23 protein-coding genes are annotated in these 21,164 nt (G+C 50.7%); 1 reads left to right on the forward strand and 22 read right to left on the reverse strand.

The features are described 5' to 3' along the window. Positions 1 to 117: 117 nt before the first annotated feature. Genes ACUYLD_RS21560 through ACUYLD_RS21575 form a run of 4 tightly spaced genes read right to left on the reverse strand, consistent with a single transcriptional unit; the run spans position 118 to position 4,078 of the window. Positions 118 to 291 carry a hypothetical protein gene (locus tag ACUYLD_RS21560; protein WP_172828270.1) on the reverse strand — a complete coding sequence of 58 codons (174 nt, stop codon included), beginning with the start codon at positions 289 to 291 and terminating at the stop codon, positions 118 to 120. Positions 292 to 323: 32 nt separating this feature from the next. Continuing rightward, positions 324 to 1,544: a glycosyltransferase family 4 protein gene (locus tag ACUYLD_RS21565; protein WP_446675959.1), complete on the reverse strand. Its 1,221-nt coding sequence runs from the start codon at positions 1,542 to 1,544 to the stop codon at positions 324 to 326. A 33-nt stretch (positions 1,545 to 1,577) separates the two neighbouring features. Next, positions 1,578 to 2,804, reverse strand: a complete 1,227-nt coding sequence (locus tag ACUYLD_RS21570; protein ID WP_446675960.1) for a sialidase family protein — start codon at positions 2,802 to 2,804, stop codon at positions 1,578 to 1,580. Next, complete coding sequence (locus ACUYLD_RS21575) at positions 2,804 to 4,078, reverse strand: sialidase family protein (RefSeq protein ID WP_446675961.1); 1,275 nt, start codon at positions 4,076 to 4,078, stop codon at positions 2,804 to 2,806. Before ACUYLD_RS21575 ends, ACUYLD_RS21570 begins: the two co-directional genes overlap by 1 nt. A 133-nt stretch (positions 4,079 to 4,211) precedes the next feature. On the opposite strand from ACUYLD_RS21575, the gene ACUYLD_RS21580 reads away from it, so the two are divergent. Further along, a complete protein-coding gene (locus tag ACUYLD_RS21580; RefSeq protein ID WP_231109445.1) occupies positions 4,212 to 4,598 on the forward strand; it encodes a hypothetical protein in 387 nt (128 codons plus the stop codon). Here ACUYLD_RS21580 and ACUYLD_RS21585 read toward each other — a convergent pair. The 18 genes from ACUYLD_RS21585 to ACUYLD_RS21670 form a co-directional block, all read right to left on the reverse strand. Continuing rightward, positions 4,595 to 5,794, reverse strand: coding sequence for a glycosyltransferase family 2 protein (locus ACUYLD_RS21585; RefSeq protein ID WP_446675962.1), 1,200 nt, complete (start codon positions 5,792 to 5,794; stop codon positions 4,595 to 4,597). The genes ACUYLD_RS21580 and ACUYLD_RS21585 overlap by 4 nt on opposite strands. Before the next feature lie 28 nt (positions 5,795 to 5,822). Then, a complete protein-coding gene (locus ACUYLD_RS21590; RefSeq protein WP_061830068.1) occupies positions 5,823 to 6,539 on the reverse strand; it encodes a glycosyltransferase in 717 nt (238 codons plus the stop codon). After that, entirely contained in the window at positions 6,536 to 7,534 is a 999-nt protein-coding gene (locus tag ACUYLD_RS21595; RefSeq protein ID WP_250260501.1) for an NAD-dependent epimerase/dehydratase family protein, read from the reverse strand. Before ACUYLD_RS21595 ends, ACUYLD_RS21590 begins: the two co-directional genes overlap by 4 nt. Further along, positions 7,495 to 8,349, reverse strand: a complete 855-nt coding sequence (locus ACUYLD_RS21600; RefSeq protein WP_446675963.1) for a dTDP-4-dehydrorhamnose reductase family protein — start codon at positions 8,347 to 8,349, stop codon at positions 7,495 to 7,497. The genes ACUYLD_RS21595 and ACUYLD_RS21600 overlap by 40 nt, the downstream gene beginning before the upstream one ends. Next, positions 8,346 to 9,332 (reverse strand): polysaccharide biosynthesis protein, encoded by a 987-nt coding sequence (locus ACUYLD_RS21605; RefSeq protein WP_061830071.1) that lies wholly within the window; start codon positions 9,330 to 9,332, stop codon positions 8,346 to 8,348. The genes ACUYLD_RS21600 and ACUYLD_RS21605 overlap by 4 nt, the downstream gene beginning before the upstream one ends. Continuing rightward, entirely contained in the window at positions 9,325 to 10,416 is a 1,092-nt protein-coding gene (wecB, locus tag ACUYLD_RS21610) for a non-hydrolyzing UDP-N-acetylglucosamine 2-epimerase (protein WP_165179119.1), read from the reverse strand. Before wecB ends, ACUYLD_RS21605 begins: the two co-directional genes overlap by 8 nt. Positions 10,417 to 10,537: 121 nt before the next feature. Then, positions 10,538 to 12,199 carry a glycosyltransferase gene (locus ACUYLD_RS21615; RefSeq protein WP_061830073.1) on the reverse strand — a complete coding sequence of 554 codons (1,662 nt, stop codon included), beginning with the start codon at positions 12,197 to 12,199 and terminating at the stop codon, positions 10,538 to 10,540. A gap of 60 nt (positions 12,200 to 12,259) precedes the next feature. Continuing rightward, the gene (locus tag ACUYLD_RS21620) at positions 12,260 to 13,393 is read right to left on the reverse strand and encodes a CgeB family protein (protein ID WP_446675964.1); all 1,134 of its coding nucleotides are present in this window, start codon (positions 13,391 to 13,393) and stop codon (positions 12,260 to 12,262) included. A 33-nt stretch (positions 13,394 to 13,426) separates the two neighbouring features. Beyond that, positions 13,427 to 14,518 (reverse strand): CgeB family protein, encoded by a 1,092-nt coding sequence (locus ACUYLD_RS21625; protein ID WP_061830075.1) that lies wholly within the window; start codon positions 14,516 to 14,518, stop codon positions 13,427 to 13,429. A 181-nt stretch (positions 14,519 to 14,699) separates the two neighbouring features. Next, on the reverse strand, positions 14,700 to 15,059 hold the full coding sequence (locus ACUYLD_RS21630; protein ID WP_061830076.1) for a hypothetical protein: 360 nt from the start codon (positions 15,057 to 15,059) through the stop codon (positions 14,700 to 14,702). Continuing rightward, entirely contained in the window at positions 15,007 to 15,357 is a 351-nt protein-coding gene (locus ACUYLD_RS21635) for a hypothetical protein (RefSeq protein WP_013311763.1), read from the reverse strand. The genes ACUYLD_RS21630 and ACUYLD_RS21635 overlap by 53 nt, the downstream gene beginning before the upstream one ends. Further along, a complete protein-coding gene (locus tag ACUYLD_RS21640; RefSeq protein WP_029518277.1) occupies positions 15,357 to 15,689 on the reverse strand; it encodes a hypothetical protein in 333 nt (110 codons plus the stop codon). The genes ACUYLD_RS21635 and ACUYLD_RS21640 overlap by 1 nt, the downstream gene beginning before the upstream one ends. Before the next feature lie 29 nt (positions 15,690 to 15,718). Next, complete coding sequence (locus tag ACUYLD_RS21645; protein WP_013311765.1) at positions 15,719 to 16,006, reverse strand: hypothetical protein; 288 nt, start codon at positions 16,004 to 16,006, stop codon at positions 15,719 to 15,721. 119 nt (positions 16,007 to 16,125) lie between these two features. Continuing rightward, complete coding sequence (locus ACUYLD_RS21650) at positions 16,126 to 17,586, reverse strand: glycosyltransferase family 2 protein (protein WP_446675965.1); 1,461 nt, start codon at positions 17,584 to 17,586, stop codon at positions 16,126 to 16,128. Positions 17,587 to 17,658: 72 nt separating this feature from the next. After that, entirely contained in the window at positions 17,659 to 18,390 is a 732-nt protein-coding gene (locus ACUYLD_RS21655) for a sugar phosphate nucleotidyltransferase (RefSeq protein WP_235308456.1), read from the reverse strand. Further along, positions 18,387 to 19,187, reverse strand: coding sequence for a glycosyltransferase family 2 protein (locus ACUYLD_RS21660; RefSeq protein ID WP_322160328.1), 801 nt, complete (start codon positions 19,185 to 19,187; stop codon positions 18,387 to 18,389). The genes ACUYLD_RS21655 and ACUYLD_RS21660 overlap by 4 nt, the downstream gene beginning before the upstream one ends. After that, positions 19,184 to 20,119, reverse strand: a complete 936-nt coding sequence (locus ACUYLD_RS21665) for a glycosyltransferase family 2 protein (RefSeq protein WP_446675966.1) — start codon at positions 20,117 to 20,119, stop codon at positions 19,184 to 19,186. Before ACUYLD_RS21665 ends, ACUYLD_RS21660 begins: the two co-directional genes overlap by 4 nt. Beyond that, positions 20,116 to 21,054 (reverse strand): glycosyltransferase family 2 protein, encoded by a 939-nt coding sequence (locus ACUYLD_RS21670; RefSeq protein ID WP_446675967.1) that lies wholly within the window; start codon positions 21,052 to 21,054, stop codon positions 20,116 to 20,118. Before ACUYLD_RS21670 ends, ACUYLD_RS21665 begins: the two co-directional genes overlap by 4 nt. Between the last annotated feature and the right edge of the window lie 110 nt (positions 21,055 to 21,164).

Genomic DNA, 21,164 nt, shown 5'->3' on the forward strand with positions numbered 1-21,164 from the left:
TTCTCATCTAAACTGAATTTAGGCAAAAAACTGCACCTCCATTGTTAGTCGTGTCTAACAAATGGGGTGCAGTTCAGAGTTTTAAGCCCGACCTGCCTTTTTATAGGGTCTGTGCCCTCATGGTGCGGATTGTCTCAGACGTTCCAAAATGTCAGCGTCTGGCAGCTTATAATCTTCCGGCAACGAGGTGTTAATTCGGTTCCATATTGCGTAATCGACCTTCATATCCGGGTGCGACTGCTGGATTTCAAAAATACGGTTGTACAAGTCTCCAACGACAGGAAAAGTCATGCTCTCCCTCCTAACTATAAGAATCAACGTATTCAACGTACTTGATTCAGCGCTTGCCCATAAATATTCACGAGCCGCTCAATCATAACATCCAGAGACCAATGCGCGGTCCCCCATGCTTTGGCACGTTTCCCCATAGCTATCCGCACTTCATCCTGAGCCAGCAAATGCTGCAAATGAGCTGCCAGTGCCTCCACATCGCCAACCGGGGAGACCAGTCCGGTGTGTTCATGCTTCACCATTTCCGGCAGTCCGCCCGCATCCGATACCACTGCCGGAAGCCCCAAAATCTGCGCCTCCATGACCGAAAACGGCTGATTGTCCTGTATGCTCGGATGAACAAAAAGGTCCGCCAGTTGTAAAAGAGCAGGTACATCTTCACGATGCCCCAAAAAAACCACATCTTCCTTCAGCCCTAGCTCCTTCGCCTGTGTTTGAAGCTCTTCCCTTTTATCTCCCTCCCCGACAATCCAGCAAACCCAATCCGTACGACTTGCTTTCAGTAAGCCAAGAGCGCTTATTAAATAATGCAGCCCTTTGATATAGACCAGCCGTGAAGGACAAATTATAACTTTTTTCCCCTCAGGTCGTACTACGTCCGTTCCCCGGGCGTGGACTTCCCAGAAGTGCTCGGTATCCAATCCGTATTGGAAAGTAGCAATCTGCTGCTCAGGCACTTCGAACTCACGCACGAGCGTCTGTTTCATCCATTCTGTAGACGTAATGGTAATATCCGCGGATAGAGCGCCATAGTGCTCCAGGGCCCAATAATATTTCCACATCAGCGTCTCACGGTAACCCTCCTCATGATCCCGCTCCAGAGCCATCATGACTTCACGAGCCAGCGAGCCATGAATATTCGCTACCAATGCACTGTCCTTACGTTTGACCCGACTTAGAGCACGCGTCGCAATAACATCTTGCGTGTGAATAACATCATACTGCTCAACCCCGAAATACGCCGCTGCCAGTTCCATACAGTATCGATCCTTTTCCACCGTCTGCACCCATGAATCCAGATGTAATACAGGGACAGCCGATTCATTCAGCTTCGTATGCAACAGGGGCAGCAGTTGATCCTTCAGTAGCTCCCTATCTTCAAAAACAATATGGTATTTAGGTGTATCCGGTCCGTTCCCCATCAAGTCTACCGTGTGACCCAGTAGCTCCAGTCTCCGTTTAATTTGCAGCATAAAGGGCCATACGCCACCCAAATGAGGAATCGGCCAGTACGTAGCCAACAAAATTTTCAAAACAGCCTCACCTCCTCTGTCTCGTACGCTGAGCTACATTCCGTTACTTCCGTAAATTTGCTGGAAACCCGATAACGCATCTGTCCAGACCGCAAAAAATCCATTATTCGGCACGATCGTTACATCAATAAAATTACCGATCGTAACGACGGGAACCGGACTAATCCCGTTAGGATTAAAGGAGCTGTCTGTTATTCTGAGGTTCGTAAATGTATTCCCTCCGTTCGTTGATTCGGCCACAAATACGTCTAATAAAGAGGTCGTTATTTGATTGGTATAATATACGATCTTAATCACGCCGGTCACAGGCGAAACATCAATAGCCGGGAAAAAATGCTGTGCCCCGGCACTGGCTCCTGTCACCGATTGCGGTGCAGTCCAGCTTAATCCACCATCCACCGACCGGGCAAGTAGTACATCCGCATATCCTGCCCGATTATCCTGCCAGACCGCATAAAGTGTTCCCTGATTCGGGCTAGTAGAGCGATCCACCGCAATGTTGGCCATCGGCAGCATATTGAAGCCAAAACCGGCCACGGGCAACGGACTTGGAACCGGGACAACAGAAGACACAGGCAGCGAAGAACTGAATGCTATCCCCCCATTGAAGGACACAATGACCTGATATTGGTTAACCGGATTCGTTACAATGTACCCGACATAAATCACCCCAGTAATACTCACGGTGATTTCCCCCCGCGTGATCTGATTAGAGCCAGCGGTGAGCACCACGGGTGAATCCCACGTGATCCCTCCATCCTGCGAACGCTGGAAAAACATTACTGATCCGCCAAAAAAGTCAGGATTGTATTGATGCGTATAACATAAATAGATGTTTCCGGTATAGGAGCTGACCTGAGAAGTATCAAATTTCACGCCGACCTCAACATTATTGACAAATGACCCATATCCTCGCTGGGCGATCACTGGCGGATCAAATGTATTGCCGTTGTCTCTCGACACATAGGTGGCGATGGTACCGCTCAAGCCGTCGGCGGTAAATACGTGACAGGCTATGATGAACAAATTGGGAAAACCGTAACTAACACTATGGGATTCCGCCCCTACATAGCCGGCTGGCAGCGGTAGAATTTGCTGTGTGAAGGATACACCGCCGTTGCCTGAACGGTAGACTGCCGTCAACGGCGGTCCCGTGGTAAAATCGATAGCCGCAGACACAATAGTACCGTCGAGCAGGTTGAAAGCAACACTAGGCTCCTGCGCCAGCCTGCCGTTAGGCGTAAGCTGTACGTTCGGCATCAGTCCCCCCCTCCCGGTACACCGGCAAAAATCGTCAAACTGCCTGTGCGCGTATCCGTCCAGACGGAAATGTAACTATTCGGCGGTACGATGGCGACATCGATATAGTCACCGATCAGCTCTGATTCGCCTCCACCGACATTCGGATTAAAGGAGGTCGTCGTGAGACGGCTGTTCGTAAAGGTGTTGCCTCCATCTGACGATTGGGCGGCGAACACATCCAGATTAAAGCCGTCCAGGCGATTAGTATAGTACACGACAACGACCAGTCCCGTCTTAGGCGACACCGAAATCGCAGGAAAGAAATTTTGCGAGCCAGGCGGGCTGTCTGTCACAATGATCGGAGCACTCCAGGTACCGCCGAAATCGCTTGATTTGGACAACAAAATATTACTGTATCCCTGACCAAAATCCTGCCAAACGGCATATAGCGTATTTGTTGTGGAAGGCACACCCGAGCAGTCTGCGGCCAAGCTGGGGAAGTTCAATATCCGAAAGTCATAACCGGGGACGGGTAAAGGATTGGGCACCAGCGTTATATTGGACACAAGAATATCTCCGCTGAAAGTTGCCCCTCCATCAAAGGATCTCCGAATAAAAAAAGCCGGTGTTTGTGGCCCCGTACGAATCCAACTGACATACACACTGCCAAATTTGTCGACCGCAGGTTCAGGTCGTTCTGTAGAAGATTGGATATTCGAAAGCAATAACGGTCGATCCCAAGTTAGTCCTCCATCGGTGGAACGCTGGTAGAACGCCGCAGAACGAGCATTAAAATCCACATTATATTGACGGTTATACGTGACATAGACATGCCCGAGATAGGGACTTGCCCCGGCGTTATCCGTCGTGATATTGGTCCAGTCATTATTAATGTAATCTCCATAGCCCGGATTAATGACCACTGGGGGATCAAAGGTGGCTCCATCGTCCGTAGAGCGATAGATCACGACAGCCCCGTTCTCATTTCCCGGAAACACATGTGCGGATATGATGAAAATATTCGGGAACAGATAAGCTACCATTCCTGCCTCAGCTCCTGTATATCCCGGTGGAATGGGCAGTAAAGTATCAGTCCAGTTCGCCCCAGCGTCCAAGGAACGATACAGTCCAATCAGCGGGGGCCCGCTGCTAAAGTCAACAGCGACAGCCACAACAATATTCGGATTCAACAAATTAACGGCGACACTGGGCTCAAATTTGGGCAACCCGCTGGGTGTCACCTGAAAATTCAAAGGCATCGCGAGCATTCCCTTCATTATATAAATGGACATGCCTGAAGTATTTCTATTAAAATGTACTTTTTTCAGCACAGCCTACAGACAACCATACAAGCTTTCTTTTCGATAGATTCATAGTATAGAAGCATCCCTTCAGGGGTTTTCCAATATTCTGTTTTTTGAGAGGATGATTCGATTGGCTTTTACAACCGGATATATGACCAACACTAGAGATTTTGGTACTGCCTGCTCCAATGTCGTTGTAAATTTGGTCAACGAGGATACAGTGAACGCGGCAACCGTGACCATCCAAATTTTTTTCTCGCTTGTACCGGATACCAAGACACCACTGTATGTGACATCGGTTAACTTACCTGCAAACTCCATTGCCCGCCGTACCTTCTTTATACAAGGGGTTCTTGCCTATGAGGTACAATACAACGTGGCCTCCGCTGCTCCAGCGAATGTTGTGCTCTCCAACTTTGGACTGGATCAGTTTGGTAATGTTGTACAGGAACACCGTGTTCTTCAGTCGGAACTGACCACAATCCCGGCGCTGTCTCCTGTTATTTAAAAGCTGCCCTGTTCCAGTGCTTGATGCAATCTGTGGGTGTAATACACGTAATTCCATTCCGGTGGTACAGACTGAACCCCTCGGCCGCTGCCGATGGTTGAGTGGTCATCTGTGTAGTAGGAAAAGGCATGTGTATCCTGTAATGGGCGCAACAAATCCGTGAGATACAGTAGATCCGTCACGGCAATATAAGGTTTGACACCGAAGCATACAACAAAGCGGGTCGTTGTTTCACCAATAGCCTGAACCAGTGCTTCTTGGACCGAATAATGCTGACGTGGCGTTACGATTAACCGAGGATCGAGCATCATCGACAGGAAAGCGCTGGCTCCCTGTTCTGGCGTTAAATCCAGCAACCGTACCACGCAATTGCTGTAGTGCTGCTCCAGCAGATTATCCAGCAATGATTCAGCTTGAGCCATATCCGTGACAGGCATTAAAACCGTCATTTCAAGTGGGATGCCCCGGCGTGCTCTTGCCTCATACTTGGCGATTTGGAATGCGCTCCGCCAGCGTCGGTGCTCCTTCTGGCTGTGCAAACCAGCCGATACACTAAATGTGGAATTCACCCGGTAATCCATCAGGATCTCCGGGATGAATTTCATGCTGCACGTCTCGGTTAGCCGCAGCCAGTAATCATAATCCTCAACTGGTTGCAGCCGATAGCCGCCAATCTGGCGGGCATATTTGCTTTTGTACATAAATGAAACCCCGACAATGCTGGCATTCAGCAGTTCATGATGCGGCTGGCCTTGGTACCGGATCAAAGCTTGTTGATGCTGCTCGTCATACAACGGGTTCCCATATGCATCAACCTGGCGGAAGGTAGAGAACACAAGGCCGAGTGAGTCCGGCCCCTGCTCCAGCTCCTGCCGCAATCGTTCAATAAAGGAAGAATTATAAACATTGTCGCTGGATACCCAGGTCACATACTTGATCGCTGGATCTTTAAACAACTCATCGAATCCCCAGTTAAGGGCATGGGATACTCCTTTGTTCTGAGGGAGCGTAACCAACTGAACGCGCGGGTCTCCCATTGCTGCGTGGAGCGCTGGTCCCACCATTTCCGGCGCTCCGTCAATAACAATGATGAAGCGAAATGCCCTGTAGCTCTGGGCTAGTACGGATGAGATCGCGGCTTGCAGATAGCCGATATCCTGTTTGTACAGTGGCATAACAATCCCCGTATCTACCATATCAATCCCCCCTGACAGACTTTCGGCTTCATGAGGATAAACCACTCAACACCTGACTGAAGCGATCTCGATAACGTGCTTGGGTGATGTTGTACTCCCGCTCCACAGCGGGCCAATGTTTTTTGGTTCCCATTTCATCATGCCAGCGGTAGTTAACCAAGGACTCGTTCAGAAAAGGAAATGGATATCCCGCCAGCATCACTCGGTACCACATATCCAGATCATGTGTGTACGGCAGCAGTTCATCAAACAAACCGATATGTGCAAACAGCTCCTTTTTAAACATAACCGTGCATCCATTCACCGGATTTCCTTGCTGAAAAAAACGGTAAAACTCCGTCATAGACGGAAACACGGCGGCTGCCTGGTAACTTGTGACTTGGCTGTATTGATTGATGAAATTGAAATTGGTATGGGAGATGTACGCACCGTTTTCCACCATAAAAGAAACCTGATTATTAATTTTGTCCCTATGATAGGTATCGTCGGAGCTGAGCCAGGCAATATATTCCCCGCTGGCATGTCGGATACCATGATTCAGGGCGCTGGCTGTTCCACCGTTGGATTTGCCCAAATAATGTATATATGGACGATAGGGCTGAAGCATATCAACATGTTCCGTGGACCCGTCATCGACGACAATAATCTCGAGGGGCCCATAAGTTTGCTCTAGTGCACTTTGCAAAGCCTGATCCACATATGCACAGTTATAAAAGGGAATGACGATCGTTACTTTCGGTCTCATATCGTTCCTTCCTTTCCAGCTCGGCGGTATTGAATCATATCCTCCAGCGATTGCCCCAGCTGTATGGTCGGCTTCCAGCCCATGTCCTCCAGCTCTTTCGCACGGTATGCCTCGGTGGATGCTGACTCTGCCACATCCCCCCATTGTATGGGAATAGATGTTTTGGCCAGCCCAACCATACGTTCTACGATATTGCCCAGTTCCACAATGCGGCCTGTGCAGACCGAGTAAACTCGGCCTGGCACACCCTGTTCCAATAGCACACCGTATGCGCGAACGGCATCACGAACGTCGAGGAAATCACGTTGCGCATGTCGGGAAGATACCCGGAACGGGGCAATTTCAGTTACGGACTGCCCCTCCAGACGTTCCGTCTGAACGATATACCCCGCGAGTAATGCACAAAATCCGGTAGATGGACCCGGACCGATCAAGTTGCAAGGCTCTGCCAGCATGACGGATTGTTCGAACAGCGCGCCCCACGAGAGCGCGACTGCCTCTTGAAGGCTTTTGCTAAGGCTGTATGGATGCGTTGGATGATACGGTGCTTGCAAAGCCGTCTTTAGCCGAGAACCCGCCACAACAATTCTGGCTTTGGGGAAAGGTCGCAGTACATCGAGCAGATACAGAGTGGACAGTACATTGGATTCCATGTATAGCAGGGGGCTTTGCCAAGATTCAGGGACGGAATTTTTACCACCTAGGTGAAGCACGTAATCTGGAGCAATCTGTCTAATGACTTCGCCTAGACGATTCTTGTCGAGCAAGTCACACACATAAGGCGTAATACAGCTACGGGTCTCCGCCTCTGGGCTGTTATTTTCATCATCGTGAGCCAGTAAGATCAGTTCTGGGACGGAAGCGGCAGTGCGAGTCAGCGCCGCTACCTCCCAACCGAGCTTTGCAAAATGGCGGCAGGCATGCATCCCGGTATAGCCCGCCGCTCCGGTAATGACTATGACAGGCCGACGTTGTTCCGCTGTGCTTCCGTCCATTCCAGCAGCTCCTTCAGCATGATGCTGTAGTGAGGAACATCGTAGAGCAGATCGGCCCGGGTAGAACGAAGCGTCCGGTCCTGCACCGGCTCATCTTTCGGCACGATCCGAATATCCTCCCTTTTCCAGATGTCTTTGAACAGCAGCAGCAAATCATGCTTGCTGATCGGTTCAGGGTGAACCAGATGAATGAGTCCGTCCAGCGGCTCATTCATCTGCACCTGTATCGCCTTCGCTAATTCCAACGTCGTAACCCCGTTCCAAAAGACTCGGCGATACCCGTTAACGTCTCCGCTCTGCTGCAAGAACCAGTGCAGCAGACCAATGCCTCCCGGCCGAATTTCCGGCCCGATAATGGAGGTACGGATAGTCAGATGCCCTGCGGCCTTTACTTCTCCGAGTATTTTCGTCAAAGCATAGGCACTTGTCCCATCGGGTTGATCCGTCTCCTTATATAAACCAGGTACCCGATTTCCTTCGAATACGCAATCCGTGCTGATATGAATCAATCGGGCACCAATACTGTCCGCTATCCGCCGGAGAAGATGTGGCAGCAAGCCATTGATTTGGTATGCTGCCATCTGATCCTCCCCGGCATGCTGATTCAGTACGCCTACCGCGTTAATCATAACGTCTGGCCGTACACTCCGTACCAGTTGCTCCACCATAAAGCTGTCCTTTACATCCAGCAGCAGACCGCCTTTATTTTCGGGATCACGGGTGGTGTAGAACACGTTATACCCGCTCTGGTTTTGGAAATACTTAACCAGAACATGGCCCGCCATGCCGTTACCACCCAAAATAAGCAGCTTCATTTGATGAACCCCCCGCTTTGGAGAATGCTGCGAATCTCCTCTTTCGACATCAAATTAAACTCCGAACTAAAGCTGCTGAATGACACGGGAGGGCACTGATTATAGCGGTCCTTTAATTGAGGAATATTCAGCGTTGGGAGAATGACCAAATATTGTTCGTCATAGACTACCGTCGTCAGGCTTTCAAAGTCACTCATCAAAATCTCATGAATTTTCTCGCCGGGACGCACACCTTTTTCTACAATTTCTACGTTTTCCACACCTGAATCCTCAATGAGCACCTCAGCCAAGTCCAAAATACGGCAGGTTGGCATGGTCATGATAAAAATTTCCCCGCCGACACTTTCTACCGAGGCTTTGAACAGGAGACTGATCGCATCACGCAAGGTCAGGAAGAAGCGGGTCATGTTCATATCTGTGATCGAAACCTTGCCCTTTTGGCGAATCTGGCTTTGGAACAGATGCACCACGCTTCCGTTGGTGCCCAAAACATTACCGCCGCGCACCGTCACGAAACGTGTATCGCTATTCAGCAGATTGGCGTAAACCATCAGTTTTTCTCCAATCGCCTTCGTCATGCCGTAAAAATTGGACGGATTCGCTGCCTTGTCAGTCGATATATAAATGACTTTCTTTACCTGATTGGCCACAGCGGCCTCGATCACGTTTTGGGTGCCTACGACATTGGTTTTGAGTGCCTCGTAGGGCTGATCTTCACAGACGGGAACGTGTTTGAGCGCTGCCAAATGAAATACATAGTCCACTCCTTGACAAGCGGTAGTCAGCGCATCCTTATCCCGAATATCGCCAATACAGAAGCTGAGCCGTTCATCCTCAAACTGCCTATTCATTGCAACCTGGCTGGATTCTCCGCGTGAAAAGATAATGACCTCTTTGGGGTTACGCGGCAGTAACTGGGTAACCAGCTCATGCCCCCAGGAGCCGGTACCGCCGGTAACCAAGATACGTTGGTTTTCAAACATGCCGTTTCCCTCCAAGCAGAAATTTAACTACCTTATCCGACACATCTTCCGCCAGATAGCCCGCGGGACATTGCCACTTATGGGTCATCCCGGTCATTATGGCTACTGCGTTTGCTATAACCTCGCCATCAAGACCAGACACGATATTGCTGCCGCAATCTACCGTTTCCGGCCGTTCGGTCGTCCGGCGCATCGTAACCGTCGGCACCCCCATGACACAGCATTCTTCCTGTACGGTACCACTGTCCGTCAAAGCGCAGCGGGCATGCCGCTCCAGCAGAACGAAGTCAAAAAAACCGAACGGTTCGTGAAATTCCACTAGCGGATCAAGCTGGATCGGCGGGTGGCTTGCGATTCGGGCGGCAGTGCGGGGATGAATACTGCAAATGACCCGCTGCCCGAACTGCTGGGCTACCCGGTTAAGACCATCTAAAATAGCCAGCAAATGCGGTGGATGGTCCACATTTTCAGCTCTGTGGGCAGTGACCAGGAAATATTCTCCCGGCGACAGTCCCAACTTTTTCAAAATCCCACTGCTCGATATCTCTTTCTTATAGTGCTGCATCACTTCGTAGATCGGATTTCCAGTCAGTATAATTCGTTGGCTTGGGAAGCCTTCGCGTAGTAGGTGCTGCTTGCTTTGCTCCGTATAAGGCATATTAATGGTAGATATCGCATCAATGACACGCCGGTTTTTCTCCTCCGGCACATCCAGATCATAACAGCGGTTCCCCGCCTCCATATGCACGACCGGATAACCCATACGTTCCGCAAGTAAGGCACATAAAGCGCTGTTCGTATCACCGAGCAATAGCACATGATCGGGGCGTTCCTTGTTTAAAATATCCTCCATCTGCGAGTACATGGCGGACAACTGTTTGCCCAGTGTCCCCGCTTTCTCCTGAAGTACATAATCCGGGGCACGCAGTCCCAGCTCGCGAAAGAACTGCCCACTCAGGCTTTCGGTGTAATTTTGGCCCGTATGCACAAGCACATGTTCATCTGCATGGCGGTCCAGCTTCGGAATGATCAGGCTGAGCCGTATAATCTCTGGTCTTGTGCCGAGCACGGTCAATATTTTCATGGTTTTGGAACCCACCTTTGCTGTCGTTGTTTCATTGAATTGTGGCGTTCAATGAAGGATAGCCATCCAGCAGACTGGCTGTGCTCCAGCTTAACGTTCATCTCAACGGTCCGGCGTAGATTCACCCGGACCGTTGTTTTGTATGCTGTCCAGCCTTGAGCGTAACTCGCTTCTGCTTGTGCGTATTGTGTCGCCGTGACCGGTGCTTGAATTTCCGCTTGAGTTTCTGTCTGGACTTGGTTTTCGGATAAAGTCCCTTCGACAACGGGGACCCGTGAATTTTCTTGAGGCGACTCTTGCCGCCGCTTCTCTTATACCTGCGATTCCGCAGTCGGGTACGCTTGCGGCCCTTTGGCCATCTCGCCCGAATACTACGCTTGCCGCGGGGCAATTCGGGTGGTAAGTCAGGTAAAGGGGATACTGGTTGTGGCAAGCCTTGAATAGCTGCATATTCGATTGGCGGCAGGCCCAGCACAGGCAGTTGACACACCACCGATTCGGGAAATTCTCGAATCGTGCTGGTATATCCCTCCGGTATAGCGGTGACCTGACGCAACCCTTCGCCTTCCCTCGTCCATACAGGTCCACCCGGCTGCTGAATCAATGGGAACCAATGCGGATGATGACATACCCATTGACTGACCATGAGGTGTAAACTACCTCGGTAGGAATCAGGTCCGTATACACGTGTAGCCGCACTGTTGTTACGCACACCAATCCGTTCCACTTCTTCGGGATGATCGAGCAGATAGCCCACTTTTTGCGCCAGCATGTCGCTGTTCCCCGGCTCTACCAAAAAATCTGTATTTCCGGTCGCCTCCATCAACTCCACAAGTCCACCCTGCGCAAAGGCTACCACGGGCTTACCGTAAACCAGCCCTTCCAGGGCGGTCAGGCCAAAGCCTTCCTCCACCATACTTGGGATTACAACAATATCCATTGCGCTATAGGCCGTTGATACGGATTCCTCGAATGAATTGAACTGGAAGCGGCGGCTATAACGAGATTGGCGGATTAAAGAGACACATTTTACGTAATATTCCGAGTCCACCGAGCTGCCGATGATCCAGAAACGACACCGTGAATTGGTTTCGCACAGCTTTAGAGCCATTTGGACAAAAGGCAACAGCCCTTTGGCTTCGTAAATAAAGGAAGAAATATAACCAATGCAAATATGGAAATCCCGCAGCCCCAGTTTTTCACGTTTCCTTTTCCGTTCCAGCACATGCTCTTTGGGAGATGGCATATCCATATCCCGGCAGGGAGACAACACCGTATGCGGACGTGTCAGTCCCCCACCATGCAAAGGACGCATTACTGCTTGCGAAATGCCGATGACCCATTGGCTATAGCGCTCAATGATAGAAACAGAAACTGGCGTATACGCATTCTGGTTAATGACCTCGGTTATTTTCCAGATCACCGGAATATTAAGCTCTTGGGCAGCCATTGCAGGCATGACGTTCACACAGGTATTGACCAGCACCACATCAGGTCGAGCATGCCGAAGCATCTGGAACAACGGTGCATACGCCACATGGGTCCGCAAATTCTCCGCATCCTGCGCCAATCCCTCATATGGGGTATACATGCCATGCAGCATGAACAGGTTCTGTGTCAGAACGGTGATTCCGCGCTTGCGGGCCATTGAGGTCAGCCGCCCTTCACCAGGCGTTACGAGAATACAATCGAAGTACGTACGCATGTCTAGACAAAATTGCAATAGCAGCTTCTCTGCCCCCGTAATACTGCGGACGTTGCTAACATGGCTGAATAGCATCATTTTCGGCTTGATCGGAGTTCACCTCCTTTAAAATAGCAACCATCGGACGTGTGAATCACCTTATGGAAATATGACCGACAATAGTTGGTCAATCCGGTGACCATACGTGTGCTCCCGCAGGGTTCGTTCCAGAGCACGTAGGGCAATTTCATGGCGCTCTTTTTCATGCGTCAAATAAAACTCAACCTTCTCCAGCAATTCCTGCTGAGAGCTGTAGGTCTCTATCTCTTCCCCCGGCTTATAAAAACGAGCCAGATCATCTCTTGTATCTGTCAGTTGCAACGTGCCACTGGCAGAAATTTCAAACGTGCGCGGATTGGGCGAAGCCCCCGGAATTTTCAATGAGTTGTTGTTCACCGAATCATCCTGATGGGAACGATGAAGATTAATTACGATTTTGCTGCCGTTATACGAATCATTGGTTTCGGCCGGAGACATCCAGCGACCCAGCTCAATTTTGTCACCATACGACTGATAATCCGGGAGACGATCCCACCAGATTCCGTTGATTTTAATGTTACGAGCCATGAGCTGCGGCATAATCGGATTAAAGAAATAGATGCGGTTCCAGTAGGCTGAGCCTGTAAACCCAATCTCACGTCGTACCGAAGCGGGCGAGCTGAGTGGGAAATAGTGAGTCAGAAATGCTCCAAAGGGCAAATAGTGCACAGACGTGCAACCTAACTGACGGTACAGCTCCATGCAGTTCATTTCTAACGTGAACACATAATCATAATTCGTAACAATTTTGGTCGTCGTATCGGTGTAATATGGATCATCCGTTAGCCAGATGGCGGTGGGGATGCCCAACTGACGTACCGCAGTAACCTGCTCCAACGGAAGATCCATTCCATCCAGTGCCAGCATCAGATTCGGACGGAGCTGAGCGGCAATATCTCCTACCGGCTGACGTGGGTCTGTTACGGTAACCTGAGCCGTCATGCTTTGCAACGTGGTAATGACCGCCTCATCCAGCGGAGAATACGGAAGGCCTTTGCCTGAGACGACATACAGTACATGGACTTGTCGAAAAGGGAAAACTGCTTTCATCCGCGCAACAATTGCGTTAGCACGTCCGCGCAGATATCCTTCGTCGTATCCGTCATGCACTCCCGCAATTCTCCCCCTTTCCCAGGAGGCTGCCGCCGTCTGGTGAACAGCCGGGTCATACGGTCCTGTCGTAGATATCGTCATCACTTTCACTCCTCACTGTTTATGGTGTTTACTTTAGGCCATCGCCTTGTCCAGCAGTTCTTCCATGCGATTGGAGTACATATGCTTTTGCATAGTCGTGTACAATGCGCGCCAGGCCATGCGTTCGCGTTCCCAGTCATGCTTGAGATAGTAGTCCAGCTTCACTTTCAGTTCCTCTGCTCCAGAGAAGGTTTCAATGTCATAGCCTGGTCGGTAATAACGGCTCAAATCCTTCCGAACATCCGTCATTTGAAGCGTGCCGCAAGCAGAAATTTCGTATGTCCGAGGATTGATGGACTCCGCTGAAAGCTGGTGTGTATTCCGATTATCCAGTCCGGGGTCTGTCGGGCGGTGCATATTGATGACAATTTTGGAGCCGTTATAATATTGAGCGGTCTCTTCCGGCTCCATAAAACCCGGACGGATAAAGCGTTCCAGCACATCCCGCCGGGTCAGCCGATCCCAGTGTCCACCTACGATCAGCACTCTTTTGTCCGCCAAGAAGGGAGCAAGGTGGTCGAACAGCTTCACACGGTTCCAGAAGGCATTTCCAATGAAGCAAATATCATGCTGATGCTCCCGCTCTACCCTTCGGGGATAAAAGATACGAGCTGACGCAGCCAGCGGCAAATAGTGAACCCTCGTTACACCCTGATCGCGATAAAACGGCAGGCAAGAAATTTCGTGCGTAAATACGACATCGTAGGATTGACAGATCAACGCCGTATCCTCCGTAAAGTAAGGATCATCTACAAACCATATGGCCGTCCGAATGCCTAGGGCTCGTATTTGCTGCACCTGCTCCAAATGATCCGCCGGAAAAACATGCAGCCCGTTCATGACCAGCACGAGGTCTGGACGTTGAGCCTCGGCGTCAGCTAGCATCGTAGCAGGCGTACCGATGACGCAAGAGCTGCATATTTGGCCTAATGCCTCTTGCACACCTGTGTCTATAGCTGCGAAACCTTGCGGAATATACAACACTTTCAAATGACGAACAGCAGGCTGTATTGCCACGACCTGTGACAGAGCAGCCGTGCAACCGCCCATTCTGCGTCCTTCCCGATAGCCGCATCGGTACGCTTCGCGTTCATTTCCGCTTTGTTGATCGTTCACATCCTTCACCCTGTCCTGTTGTAGGATAAACTTCTGTCACTCCTAAACTATATGCGGAGGGGTCAAACGCATCATGGACGACTGCCACTGCCCGGACAAAATTGGCGTTTGCCCGTCCAACTGCCGAACCGCAAATAACCCCAAAGCTGTTAGCTTCGGGGGTGAACAGTAATAGAATGATTTGCCCAGTTTACTGAGCTTTGTAAGCGAGCTGGTGTCCATCTTCATAACCTTTGGCAAAACCTGAATTGAAACCCTCGTTGTAAGCTGCATCATATCCCTGCTGAAATGCCTGCGGATCATGCTCCAATGCAACAGTCCCGGGCTGTGGATTCTCCGCAGAAGGGGCTGCCACCGGGTTAGCTTGAGGTTTTTTCCGCCGCCGCAAATGAGGATGTCTTCTACGTGCAGAATAAAGTCCCCTTTTACGGCGTCTTAGAGCAAGCAGACGTCTTCTTCTCCGTTTTAATCTGCGAATGCTGGAACGCCGGGCATCTTTACGTCTTTTGCGGGCTTTGTCCCGAGTGGCGCGTTCCCACCTTGTACTCATTTTCATTCCTCCTTTGCTTTCTCGTGGTGGTTTCATTTTTCTGAACAGGCACATGGAGCCACGGCTTAGTCGGTTTTCCATATACCTGCCGTCTTAATGGAATACCCGCTAACATTTGCGTGATTTCTCCCTGGTAGTTGCTGAGTATACGGATGGTTTCTTCCAGACGGGTAGCCGACATATCCGCATGGGGCGTCAAGTCCGCAAGACTGGTCAGCATCCGAGCAACGGCGTGCTGGCTGGCAGCAATAGACTCCATCATATCCAGCTTGATCTCACGTTCACGCCTCATGCTCATTAGTTCATATCCCCCGAGCCCATTCCTCCCATCATCCCTTCCATGCCGCCACCCTGCTGCTCATCCTGATCCAGCAATGCTTTGAGATTGCTGCAAAGTCCAGTCTGAAGCCGCGTTAATCCCTCCAACATTTCCACCATCTGCTCGTGAATTTCCAAAGGCCGTCCCAACTGCTCTTCATCGGTGTCAAATGCGTGGGGGGCCAGATGGTTCAACGCCCAATTACGCACTTTTTCTGCTTCGACCGCCTTGGCCTCCAGGATCATAGACACATTCCGCTGCATTTTGGAGGCTGCGTCCAGCATGTGAATCATTGCTTGTTCCCTACTCATGTGTTCACTCCCTGCCCTCGGTTGGTACGTTACTCCTCTTCCGGGTATGCCGTCTCTTTCACGACACGAACGAGCATTTCAGCCATTGCTTCCTGAAGATCGGCAATACCGTTCAAGTAGGCCACAATGCTTTTGTTTACTTGTCCCGAGCTGTCGAGAATGCCCGGAATTCCGTCAAAACGCGGCTCCTCATCTGGCAGTTCATGTATGATCTGCGCCATGCGCACAACCACCTGCCGTTCCGCATCCAACAACCTTGACATCTGTTGCTGCGAGTGCGAAATGTGGATCAGCAAATCATCTAACTCGTTATGCATAAGCCCCTCCTTTATGTGCTCCGCCGTGCGGAACGCACGAATTACCTACGGGCTTTCCGCTACTACAGCGTATGCCGCAGCGAGTAGTCGGTTCCGCCTAAAAGCGCCTATCCAGATCATTACAGATGCCCGTGCAGCACTGGTGGAGCAATAATAGGCTGCTTCTCCACCAAAGCCGACAAATCTCCGGGAGACAAAAACTGAATTCGGTAGTCCTCTGCCCGCCAGCTCATCGCAGCGTACAGAGTAAGGAACGGCCTTTTCCAGCCGTTACCGATTTGATACAGTTGCCCGCCCTCAGCATACAATACCTCGATCCATCGCTTGCGTTGAGCCGGTATATTCAGTGTGGGCAGCATAGACATGTTCTCCAGATCGGGAGCCGCCAGTACAGGAATGGGCTCCTCTGGCAGCTCAGCTGTAGGTGCATCAATGCTGCCGGAAACTGTGGCCTCCGGCTTCCCTACCAAGGGAAGCACCAACAAATCCAGCTGAGACACTCTAACAGGGCGCACATTTTCACCTCCCGCAGCACTGACTCCATGCAGATCCCGCCTTCTTCCCGGCTCTAACCGAAATACTGCACCGGACGGTCCCTGAACAACCGCTCCGATGGGATAAAAGCTTGCCGCTGATACGTGTGTTTCCTTACCTGTTGATATCTGGCCGTCCGTCTCCGCTGTACTGAATTCCAGATTGCGGAACAGCTTATCCGCGTCTCCCCACTTTTGTACAAAAAAGGATCGGTTCCGGCTGCTTTCCTCCATTGAACCGCTTTTTTCGGTCGTTTGAGGAAAACCATACACCGTATCCCGATCTCTTTCTTCATAATGGATAAAAGCATCTCCGGCAATTGCCATACGTATCCCCAACAAACGCACACGCAATAGCCAATCTGCATGGGCTTCCTCAGTACTGTGGCAGCCTTCGTCCCAGTAGCCCGTTTTTTCCAATGTCTCTCTGCGCAGCAATAAACAAAATCCGGCTAAGCTTTCGGTCTCCCGCCATGCATCCGGATTGGGAATATTGAAGGTCATGGCAAATGGACGGGCTCCATTTTCGTTCATATAAGGAACCTCAATCTGCTGTTCTTTGAATGGACCATTCGTTACAGGCCCAACAACACCAATACGCGGATCGCTGTATAAACACCCTAATAACCGATCCAACCAGCCGGGGGTCACCATAGAGTTTTGATCCAGTACCACAATAGTTGTACCTTTTGCCATCATCAGCCCCTGATTCAGACTGCCTATCATTTGAACATCTTTTTTTAACAGCGCATAACGCACAGCGATGCTTTTACGGAGCAAATAGGTGGATGTCCCGTCCGTCGATCCGCAGTCCACCACAATAATTTCGTGAGGATGGCTCGTATTCTCCTCAATACGGTGAATGCATGCACGGAGTTGTTGAAGCTGATTGTAGGACGGAATGATAATACTGACACCTTCAAAAACCTTGCCGAACGAAGCCTGGCCCAACCTGTTGCCCTGCTCCTGGCCCCTTTTATATCCTGACCAATAGCCTTTCTTTCCGAGCCGCTTGCTGTGTTTCCTTTGCATACTCAGGCGTTTCATGCCGTTCACTCCTCCGGGTGGCATTATGCCTATACTATATGCCTGGCCCGGCCGGATGGTGTTTCGTTGAGATCAGGGTAGAAGTCCTTTCATTTTCACTCCAGCTTCCTGAAGGGAATCGAAGGTTCCTGCGTCGCTCCAATAGCGCCGTAAAATATCATATTCCAGCTTGCCTTCAGCAGCATAACAGTTGTTAACATCCGTGATCTCAAGCTCACCGCGTGCCGAAGGTGTAATTTGCCGGATCTTATCGAACACGGCAGTATCGTACATATAGATACCCGTAACGCAATATTTGGATTGGGGGTGCTGCGGCTTTTCTTCAATCCGTGTAATGCTCTCCGGGCGCTCAGGATCAAATACGGGTACCCCGTAACGACGAGCATCTGCCACCTTTTTCAACAACACTCTGGCGCTCCCCGAGGGCTGTTGCTTGAACCGTTCGATCACAGGTCCCAAGTCTTCCTTGAACAAATTATCACCTAACAAAACAGTGAATTTCTCTTCTGATTGCATATAGCTTCTTGCCAGTTCGAGTGCTTCCGCAATGCCGCCCGCCTTTTCTTGAATCCGGTATGTCAGTTGGACACCATAATTACTGCCACTGCCCAAAAAATCGGTATACAGCCCGGCCGATTGTTTACCAATAATAATAAGCATATCGGTGATTCCAGCCTGTCGTAGCCTCTCGATACCATATACGATCATGGGATACTTGCCGACCGGAAGCAGATGCTTGTTGAGTAATGTAGTCAACGGATGAAGGCGCGATCCGGTTCCTCCTGCGAGAATAACCCCTTTCATATCTTCCTTCCTCCTTCGACAGCATGTTCAGTGCATGCAACCCCAGTGTTCCCAGTTTCGATGAACATTCTGGGATCTATGCTCCATTTCTCTATAAACAAACGATAGTTCCGCTCGATCAGCTCTTCAATCCAGGAAGTCTCCGAGCGTGAGAAGCTCGCATTCCCCTCGTGATAGACAAAACAGTCGTTGCACATGAGCAGCTTGTAGCCATGCACGCGTGCGCGCAGACAATAATCGTCATCCTCATAATGTCCGGGGCTGAACCGTTCATCCAGCAATCCGATCCGTTCCATCAGATCGCGCCGGAACAGCAAACAAAACCCTACCAACCGCTTGACCTCCTGCCATCTGGAGGGATTACTTGCATTATTCTGCTCCGCATATCTCAGACAACTGGCCAAATCTCCTTCCAATCCGTGTATCTGCTGAATACCGCTGACGTAATTCGTCACCGGTCCCACCAATCCCACCATGCTTTCGCTCTGCAATGCAGCCAACATAATCGATAGCCATCCCCGCGTAACCGTCACATCATTGTTTAAAATAACGAACTGATCACCTGAAGCCAGCCGGAGCCCCATATTACAAGCTGCTGGAAAGCCCCTGTTTTCAGGAAGACGTATGCTGATCAGCCGCTCGGATGCGCAAAAGTCATCCGTTCCGTCATTCGAAGCGTTGTCCACAACAATGATCTCATACGGTACATCTATCGTATGTGTCCGAATCGCCTCAATACACGGCTTTAACAGATGGAGGCCGTTATAAGTCGGAATAATGATGCTCGTCAGACTCATTGTGCATTCCTCCCTTTGGCAACGTCTACCCGTGTTGGAACAGGCCCGAGCGGGGAATACCCGGCTACCTGAAACACCGTCGTCAGTGCCTCTGCATGATCACCGACGATCAACTGTTCCATAGCGTTCCCTTTGCCAACATTGAAGGTCCGCTTACGGTTTGTTTTAATGACGTCGACAGCATGTACTGCCGCCACGATCATGCCATGCAGAATTGCCATGGCGTGGGCTTTTGGCGGTACGGCAAGCACGGCTGAGCCAAGCTGATCCAGTAAACGCCGAGATAATGCATGCGGTACGGCGGTCAATGAGCTTGCTCCCAAATCCGGCCTGCGCAGTACACGATTCAGGAATGCTTTGCACCGTGTCACGCTGTCCTGCTGGGCATAGGGCGGCAAATGTCTGCCCAGATCATTAAGCGCAACATCCGTTCCCTGATCCACCGCGTGGAGAAAAGGCAGCAAATCAGATGCTGGAATCGGCAAATCTCCGTCCACGAACAGCACAATATCAGCCTGCGTCATACGCGCGCCTACCGCCCGGCCAACATCATGCCCCAGTCGATCCGGCACGTTGACAAGAGTCACACTGGGATGATGTTTGGCTACGGTGGAGCGCGTGCCGTCTGTGCAGCCGTTCAATACGACAATGATCTCCGTAAGCGGAAGTTTTTCCAACTCGCCCAGTACCCGGTCAATCGTTGACTCTTCATTACAGGCGCTGACCACGGCCGCTGCCGTTCCCTGTAACACAATATCTCCCGGTACTTCGCGTTCCACAGACGGAGTCACTTCGGTCATTCCTTTCGCCCGAGGCGTGGGCTTTCTCACCCTACGGCTATGCATTGAAGTCGTCGTTCCTCGTTTTCGCTGAACACGTCTGATCCCCCAGCTCGGTTCTTCACGCTTCCCTCTGCGATACGGTCTACTCATAGTTTCACCTCGTCTCTGATCCGTTTGCGCTCCAAATCCGTATATCCCGCACGCGTTCCCAGACGCGATGTTAGCCAGGCAATGGCATCCAGATGATCCTGAACAATTACACCTGCCAGCGGGTCCTTGCCGTTCTGTTTTTTACGTGTCGCATTTATTTTACCGACAGCTATTCCATATACAGTCACCACTCGTAACCCGGAGGCGATGGACATAGCTTGAAATAAAGGAGGCTTCTCCAAGGGCTTTAGACCTATTTTCTTTAGAGCCTTTTGACTTATGGCGTGTGGAATGCCAGTCATAGATGCCCCCCCTAAATCAGCACGATTCGACAAGATATTCAATACATGCTTTGCCTCCACTACAGGGTGTACGGGCGTACGATTCACAGGTCCATGGTAATCATTCAGCACCACATCCGCCCCTGCACATATGGCATGTATAAACGGCCGGAGTCTAACGTAGGGAATGACGATATCCCCATCCAGGAAAAGCAGGATCTGTCCGGATGCCGCCTCCGCTCCAATACGACGGCCAACATCATGTCCGAGCGGTTCCGGAAAGGAAAGCACACGAGCTCCCGCCGCTGCTGCCACCTTCGCCGTTCTATCGTGTGATCCGTTCTCAACGACGATAACCTCTGTTTGTGGATGGACACGGCGCGCTTCGCGAATCACAGCTCCGATTGTTTTTTGCTCATTCATGGCCGGAATAATGACAGATACGAAAAACTTTCCCACTGATGACGGTTCAGATGGTCGCTCTTCGCCGATCTGTGCCCCTCTCTCCGTGTCGAGTACCTCCCTCATGGTAGGGGCTACCGGATTCTTATGCATGTTCGGCATTCGTAACGGCAGCCACATCTTAGAATGATAGTAAGCGCCGGAATGCCGCCTCCGTTTGATCTTGTATCCAGCTCTTCCCTGTTTCTTCATGCTCCCGTCTCACCTCCCTTCCTGCTGTATAGATGGACAGCATGATTAGGACAGTTCAACATAACCTATGCGGTCCAAAAGCCGTGTGTAACGGCAATCGTGGAGTCTTT

It is taken from the genome of Paenibacillus sp. SER-28 (genome assembly GCF_052906305.1).